The sequence below is a fragment of the Kamptonema sp. PCC 6506 genome (genome assembly GCF_000180455.1).
In the GTDB taxonomy this organism is placed as follows: domain Bacteria; phylum Cyanobacteriota; class Cyanobacteriia; order Cyanobacteriales; family Microcoleaceae; genus Kamptonema; species Kamptonema formosum.
In genome coordinates this window covers 1-9,049 of sequence record NZ_CACA01000345.1, presented here as the reverse complement: position 1 = coordinate 9,049, position 9,049 = coordinate 1, and the positions used below count along the sequence as shown (strand labels likewise).

The window sequence follows — 9,049 nt, the reverse complement described above, 5'->3', positions numbered from 1 at the left end:
GAATGTCTTAACTGTCAAGAAGGTTGCTATAAGCTGTTGTGCATTTAAACCACTAACTAGGCTTGTAGGGTGCGTCAGCTAGAACACTTACTCTTAAACGGGAAAACCTTCGGACTGACGCACCCTACAATCTGTTTTAAATGTTCAACAGCTTATTCTCTCAAAAACCCGGTTTCTAGGGCTATGAACGTAACTCCTGTTGGTTCCCTTTTTCCATTTATTGTCATTGTTCGCTGTGCGAAGCAATCGCCTAGTCTCTGCGATTGCTTCGCACAGCGAACAATGACGAATTATTACTAATAAAGGAAAGGGGAGAATTAGTATTATTAGTATTAGAAGAATTTACCTTCCAGATAGTTTTTAGAGAATCAGCAACAGGACGAAAGAGCGTTACTTGACAGTTGCAAAAATTTCCTAATTGATTTCATTTACCAGGAAAGTGTAAATAAATAAATAAATATAGTATAGAATGTAGTAGAGATGACTAACTCTGCTCCTTCTTAATGGCTGGTAAGGTGTTCCGCTATCAGTTCAGATTTTTAAGGCGAATTTTTAAGGGAATAAACAGTAATAAAACCCTATAAATCATGTTCATTCGTACTACGGCTCTCACTCCAGCAGAACTCAAGGCTGCGATCGTCCGCGAACCCTTAGTGGTTTCGCCCGATACAACGGTGATAGATGCGATCGCCCAGATGAGCGGGATGCGGGCTATCTGTGATACGGTCAGACATGGGAATGCACAACTCCATCTAGAGGCACGATCGAGCTGTGTATTAGTGGCAGAAGACGAGCAGTTGCTCGGTATTGTCACAGAGCGAGACATGGTGCTACTGAGCGCCCAGCAGCGTTCCTTAGAGCATTTGGCGATCGCGGAGGTGATGGCATCTCCAGTCGTCACCCTACGCGAGTCTGCCTTTACCGATTTATTTTTAGCGATCGATCTGCTCCAGCACCACCACATTCGCCATTTGCCCATCACAGATGAGCAAGATCGGTTAGTGGGGATAATAACTCATGAAACTCTGCGGCAAACATCTCGCCCCGCAGACCTCTTAAGGTTGCGGCTGGTATCGGAAGTAATGACCAGCGAAGTCATTTGTGCCGCACCAGATAGTTCCATGCTGGCGATCGCTCAACTGATGGCACACTACCGCGTCAGTTCCGTGATGATTGTGGAATCAAGTAGTAGCCCCACTGAACCTCTGCAAATACCAGTAGGGATTGTAACCGAGCGCGATATTGTACAATTTCAGGCCTTGGCCTTGAACCTGCAAACCAATCTAGCTCAATCGGTAATGAGTACGCCGATTTTTAGTGTTAGAACCGACGATTCGCTCTGGACTGTGCAGCAGAAAATGGAGCAGCACTCGATCCGGCGGTTAGCAGTGACAGGGGAGCAGGGAGAGCTATTGGGCATCATCACCCAGACCAGTTTGCTGCAAGCCCTCAACCCGCTAGAGCTATACAAACTAGCGGAGATGTTAGAAAAAAAAGTAGTGCGCCTAGAAACAGAGAAGGTACAACTACTAGGCAATCTCCTAGAGCAGCAAGTTGAAGCCCGCACAGCCGCTCTTAATGCCAAGGTACAACGAGAGAAATTAGTCGCAGCTCTCGCCGCGCAAATTAGATCATCCCTGAGCCTGCAAACAATTCTGGATACAACCGTAGAGCAGGTACGGCAAGTGCTGGGCTGCGATCGCGTCAATATTTGGCAGTTTGAAGCCGACTGGCAAACCATTGCCGTAGCAGAGTCTACCGACTCGTCCCTTTCTCTGCTCGGCGAACGGATCGACGATACCTGCTTTAAGCAAGAACAGGCTGAGATTTATCGCCAGGGACACTTTCGCGTCGTAACGGATACCTCCACAACCGAAATGTCCGACTGTCATCGAGAGCTGCTGATCCGCCTCCAGACACGAGCCAAAATTATAGTACCCCTGTTGTGTGGCGATAAGTTGTGGGGCTTACTCAATGCCAGCGAAAGCCAACACCCCCGCGAGTGGCAACCGGAAGAAGTCAAACTGCTGCAAGCCTTATCATTGCATCTAGCGATCGCCCTTCAACAAGCCACCACCCACCAAAAATTGCAGGAAGAACTGAGGGAACGACAGCAAGCCGAAGCCTACCTGCGAGAGAGCGAACAACGCTATGCTACTCTTGCGGCTGCGGCTCCAGTGGGAATTTTTCGTACCGACGTTGCGGGGCTATGCACTTATGCCAACGATCGCTACTTTCATATCGCTGGGATCGCACCCACAGCCGCCCTTGGCAACGGATGGCAACAAGCGCTACACCCCGAAGATCGAGATTGGGTCATCGCCCAATGGGATCGCTTCATCGAAGACGGGAACAAGGGACGAGGAGAAGAAACTAGGGAAGAAAACCATAGCTTCGACTCTTCTGAATCTAATAATTCCCTATCCCTCCCCCATCCCTCCCCCATCCCCCCCCATCCTCCCCCATCCCCCCTCCCCCATCCCTCCCCCATCCCTCCCCCATCTCCCCTCTCTTCCCCTAGCCCCCAGCCCCTAGCCCCTAGCCCCTTCTTCCTTGAATATCGCTTTCAACGTCCCGACGGTGGAGTGACGTGGGTTTATGGGCAGTCCGTCGCCGAACGAGATGCCAATGGGGAAACGATCGGCTATTTGGGCACAGTTACAGACATTACCGATCGCAAACTTGCTGAAGCCCACCTCCAAGCAAGCGAAGAACGCTACGCCACCCTAGTCGAAGCAGCGCCAGTGGGGATTTTTCGCACCGATGCTGAGGGCAACTGCATCTATGTTAACGATCGCTGGTGTCAGATCAGCGGGCTTAACCCCAAAACCGCCGCTGGCACAGGATGGCGACAAGGGCTACACCCTGACGATCGCGAAGCGATCGCCACTGAATGGCAGCAATCTATTCAGGAAAATCGTCCCTTCCAGCTCGAATATCGCTTTCAACGCTCCGACGGTGGGGTGACGTGGGTATATGGACAGTCTGTTGCTGAACTGGATGTCGAAGGGCAAGTAATTGGCTATGTAGGCACGGTGACAGATATTAGCGATCGCAAACTTACCGAAGCAGCCCTAATCCAGAGCGAAGCGCAAAGCCGAGCCTTAATTACTGCCATCCCTGACTTGATCATGCGGATCGATCGCGCAGGCATTTACCTAGAATTTGTCACCACATATTCTAGCTTTCACGTATTGGGTAATTTGCCTAAGATCGTGGGCACCCATGTGTCTACCAGCCTGCCTCCCGAACAGGCACAAAAACGCATGGATTTTATCCAACGGGCGCTAGAAATGAATTCTATCCAGATTTACGAACAAGAACTCTGCATTGATGGCAGAAAACAAATCGAAGAAGTACGGGTTGTCCCCTATAGCAAAGACGAAGTTTTAGCACTGGTACGAGATATTAGCGATCGCAAACTTACCGAAGCCGCCCTGATCCAGAGCGAAGCCCAAAGCCGAGCCATATTAGCAGCAATTCCCGATTTCATGTTTCGCACTGATGTCAATGGTATCTATCAGGGGGGCGTGACACCCAATCGCGAGATAGACTTTCTCCCCCCAGATTTCGATACTGCTGGTTCAGCGATAGTGGACATCGTGCCACCAGACATTGCAGCCCGACATCTACACTACTTACACCAAGCCTTACAGACAGGAGAGTTACAAGTTTACGAGCAAGAAGTACAGATTGAGGGTCGCCTCCAATATGAAGAAGTGAGAGTTGTCAAGAGCGGCGAAAATGAAGCCCTGTTTATGATTCGAGATATTAGCGATCGCAAACAGGCTGAACTACAACTGCACCAACTCAACCAACAGCTAGAAGCCAAAGTTCAAGAACGCACCCAAGAGCTTTGGCAAGTCAACAGCCTGCAACGCGCTATCCTCGATGGTGCCGATTATTCCATCATCTCCACTGACCCCAATGGCATCATCCAGACCTTTAATGCTGGTGCCGAACGGATGCTGGGTTACAGTGCTGCCGAAATGGTAGGCAAAGTTACCCCCGCACGCCTCCACGATATCAACGAGGTAATCGCTCGGGCAGCATTGCTCTCTGTTGAACTGGGGCAAGATATTCCTCCTGGCTTTGAGGTGTTTGTTGCCAAAGCCCGCCAAGGTATAGTCAGCGAAGAAGAATGGAGCTATATCCGCAAGGATGGGTATCAATTTCCTGTGTGGCTATCCATCACCGCCCTCAAAGATGTCAATCGCGAAATTATCGGCTTTTTAGGCATCGCCAAAGATATTAGCGATCGCAAACGAGCTGAAGCTGAACTACAAAAACTATCGGATCGCCTAGCATTGTCACTCAAATCTGGCGCGATCGGTTGTTGGGAATGGGACATTGCACAGAACATCCTATTTGGGGATGAGCGGATGTACGAACTATTTAGTATCCCCAAATCCTTTGATTGCCCTATAGCCTACGAAATGTGGGCCAACAAGCTACATCCCGACGATCGCATCTCCACGGAAACATTACTTCACGAAGCTGTCTTGGGACAGGCAGAATACAATATCGAGTATCGAATCGTAGATCCTGATGGCAGCATCCGCTTTATTAAAGGCAATGGCGTGGTAATCCGAGATGCCCAAGGCAATCCCCAAAGTATGTTTGGGATCAACTTTGATATTAGCGATCGCAAACAAGCTGAACTCGAACGGCAGAAACTATCGGAACGTCTGGCCTTGTCGCTCAAATCTGCGGCGATTGGCTGTTGGGAATGGAACATTGTACAAAACGCCCTCCTTTGGGATGAACGGATGTACGAACTCTATGGAGTCACAAAATCATCTGATTCCCGTGTGGTCTACGACATTTGGGCGAATGGGCTACATCCCGATGACCGCCTCTCCAATGAAACATTAATCCAGCAAGCCGTATTAGGAGAGGCTGAATTTGATACTGAATTTCGAGTCGTGCATCCCGATGGCAGCATCCACTTTATTAAAGCTTATGGAGTGGTGGCACGAGATGCCCAAGGCAATCCTCAGAGCATGATTGGGGTTAACTTTGATATTAGCGATCGCAAACAAGCAGAAATCGAACGACAACAGTTAATTCAAGAACTTTCCGCTTTCAAACTCGCCCTCGATCAATCTGCGATTGTCGTCATCACCGATATTAAAGGAGCGATTACCTACGTTAACGATCGCTTCTGCGAAATTTCTGGCTACTCCCGCGATGAACTGCTCGGTCATACCCATAGCCTGGTCAACTCTGGCTACCATTCCCCAGATTTTTTCCAAAACCTGTGGGGCATCATTTCCAGGGGTCAGATTTGGCGCGGTGAAGTTTGCAATCGCGCTAAAAACGGTAGTATTTACTGGGTTGCCAGCACCATTGTTCCTTTTTTGGACGAAGGCGGACGACCTTTTCAGTATCTCGCTATTCGCTTCGACATTACCGCCCGCAAATTGGTTGAAGAAACGCTCCAGCAGGAAAATACTTTCCGTCAACAAATTGTAGAAAACATGGCAGAAGGGCTGTGCGTTTTCCATGAAGTTGAGGAATTTCCCTTTATCCACTTCACAGTCTGGAATCAGCAAATGCAAGCTATTACAGGCTACACCTTAGACGAAATTAACCGTCTGGGGTGGTATCAAACCTTATACCTGAATCCAGAAGCTCAACAAGTGGCGATCGCTTGCTTGCTACAGATGCGAGAAGGGCAAAGCATCATCGCCCAAGAAAGGGAAATCCAGCGTCAAGATGGACAGAAACGCACTATCTCCATTTCTACCTCTATGCTATCGAGCAAGGACGAACAGAATTATATCCTGGCTCTGATTCAAGACATTACCGATCGCAAACAGACAGAGCAGGCTATGACCCAGCAACTAGCAGCCATTGAAGCAGCGATCGATGGCATTGGGATTATGCAAGGAGAGGGCTACCTCTATTTGAATCAAGCCCATCTAGAACTATTTGGCTACAAACACCCTGAAGAACTGGTAGGCAAAACCTGGAAATCTTTGTATTCCCCAGAGGAGTTAGAACGGTTTGAGCGGGAAGTCTTTCCCATGCTGGGACGCGATCGCGCTTGGCAAGGAGAAGCGATCGCCACCCGCAAAGATGGTTCTACTTTTACCGAAGGGCTTTCCCTCACCCTCACAGACGATGGATTATTAATTTGTATCTGTCGCGATATCAGCGATCGCAAACAAATAGAAGCCCAATTAGCAGAGAGTGAAACTAAATTCCGGCGATTGGTAGAAGAGGGCAACGATGTGATTTGGTCATGTCAAACCGATGGCATACTTGTTTACCTCTCACCCCAATTCAAGACTATCTTTGGCTGGGATGAGAGCGAATGGATTGGGAAGCCATTTATGGATCTCGTGCATCCAGAAGATCGTCTTTTGGTGGCTAACGATTACGGGCAGAATGTCAAAGTTGGTAAAAAGTCAAGTAATTCTGAGTTCCGACATCGCCACCGAGATGGCAATTATGTCTGGGTGAGAACCAGTGCCACACCCGCGATCGATGCTAAAGGAGTATTGGTTAGTATCCAGGGAATTTTATCGGATATTAGCGATCGCAAACAAACTGAACTTGCCCTGCAAAGCAGTGAAATTCGCTTCCGGCGAGTATTTGATTCCAGTATCGTTGGCATGGTATTTGCCGATTTTCAAGGGAAGATTATTGATGCCAACGATCGCTTCTTGCAGATGGTTGGCTACACCAAACAGGAACTAGATGCTGGGATAATTCATTGGGATGCAATGACCCCTCCCGAATATCTCCCCGCCGATATTGCAGCGATGGAACACCTGATGCAGCATGGTGCGATCGCTCCTTGGGAAAAAGAATACTACCGTAAGGATGGTAGCCGGATTTCTGTTCTGATGGGAGCCGCACTCCTTCCCGGTTCAGAGGATCAAACCATTTGTGTATTAGTTGATATCAGCGATCGCAAACAGGCGGAGAAAGCTTTGCAGGAATCGCAGCAGTTTTTGCAAACGGTACTCGATACTATCCCTCTGCCCTTATTTTGGAAAAATCGAGAGTCTGTCTTTTTAGGATGCAATCATCAGTTAGCTAAAAGCCTAAGCTTGACTTTGACCAGCGATATTATTGGTAAAACTGATTTTGAGCTTTCACCAATAGAAGCCCAAGCGATCGCCTATCGTGCTAGCGATCGGCGCGTGATGGAATCTGGTGAAGGTGATTTAGGGATCGAAGAAACCTTGATCCTACCCAGTGGCGAACAAAGATTGATTGAAACCCACAAAGCTCCCCTGCTCGACTGGGCAGATAATGTTATTGGTGTGGTCGGGATGTTTCAAGATATCACCGATCGCAAACAAGCCGAGCAGATCATTCAACAACAGGCCCAGCGAGAAACGCTACTACGAGAAATAACTGGGCGAATCCGAAAATCCCTAGATTTACAGACTATTTTTGAGACTGCTACTCAGGAAATTCGTCGATTTTTGCAAGCAGATCGAGTCGGCATTTTCAAGTTTAATCGTGAGTCTGGCTTCAATGATGGTGAATTCGTCTCTGAATCTGTAGCCGCAGAATTTATGTCAGTCCTAGAAATTAGAGTTCACGATCGCTGTTTCGGCGAACAGTTTTCCGAACTATATCAACAAGGGCGAATTCAAGCTACCGATGATATTCAGAACGCCACTTTATCAGATTGCCACAAGGATATTTTATCACAGTTTCAGGTACGGGCAAACTTGATCCTGCCCTTGCTGGGTGGAAAAGAGTTATGGGGTTTACTCTGCATTCACCAATGTTCAAGTCCGCGACATTGGCAACAGACGGAAATTAATTTTATTCAGGAAATTACCAACCAGTTAGCGATCGCCATTCAGCAGGCTGACCTCTACGAACAAGTGCAATCGGAATTAGTCATCCGCAAACAAGCAGAAGAAGCGATCGCTTTACAATTGCAAAGGCAGCGAACTTTAGGAGCGATCGTCCAGCAAATTCGCGAATCCTTGGATATTAAGCAAATTTTGGCGACCGTGACTCAGCAAGTCAAAGAAATCTTGCGAGGCGATCGGATCATCGTGTTCCGGCTATTTGGTGATGGCAGAAGTCAAATTGTAGAAGAAGCTGTATCTAGTGAGTTTATAGCACTCAAGGAGCGCCACTGGAATAACGAAAGCTGGTCTCAAGAAATCTTGGAATACTATTGGCAGGGGAACCCTCGTATTGTCCCCGATGTGATGACTGATATCTGGACAAATTGCCTGTTGGAATACTCAATTGAAGGTCAAATTCAGTCCAAAATCGTCGCACCTATCCTGCAAGAAGTCCGAGGCAGCGAAAATCATAGGTGGATTGCCCCAGAGGGAACCAACAAACTCTGGGGGGTGTTAGTCGTTCATGCTTGTGGAGAAAAACGAGTATGGGAAGAGTCAGAAGCGCAACTCTTGCAACAAATTGCTAACCAATTGGCGATCGCAATTCAGCAAGCTAGCCTATTTGAGCAGTTGCAGGAAGAACTGCTCGAACGACAACAAGCCCAACAGCAAATCACTGAGCGCAACCAAGAACTCGCTATATCTAACGAAGAACTTGCCCGCGCCACCCGCCTCAAAGACGAGTTTCTTGCCAACATGAGCCACGAACTCCGCACTCCCCTGAACGCGATTTTGGGCATGACTGAAGGGCTACAAGATGGAGTTTTTGGCATCGTCAACGACCCCCAAATCAAAGCTTTACAAACCATCGAGCGCAGTGGCTCTCACTTGTTAGAGTTAATCAACGACATTTTAGATGTCGCCAAAATTGAATCCGGTCAAATGGAACTGGAATATACCTCAGTTTCAATCAGTCGTCTTTGTCAATCCAGTCTGGCATTTATCAAACAACAAGCTCTGAAAAAACGCCTTCAGCTAGAGATTAAACTACCAACCAATGTACCCGACTTATTAATTGATGAACGGCGCATCCGCCAAGTCTTGATCAACCTGCTCAATAACGCCGTCAAATTCACCCCAGAGGGAGGACGCATCACCCTAGAAGTCAGTCATCAAAGGCGGACGGAGGGGCAGGGGAGCGGGGGAGCAGAGGGGCAGGGCAG

1 protein-coding gene is annotated in these 9,049 nt (G+C 48.2%); it reads left to right on the top strand.

What is annotated here, in order from left to right; genetic code table 11:
- Nucleotides 1–587: 587 nt before the first annotated feature.
- Nucleotides 588–9,049: PAS domain S-box protein (locus OSCI_RS23860; RefSeq protein WP_083811331.1), on the top strand; the 8,462-nt coding region annotated here is incomplete at its 3' end.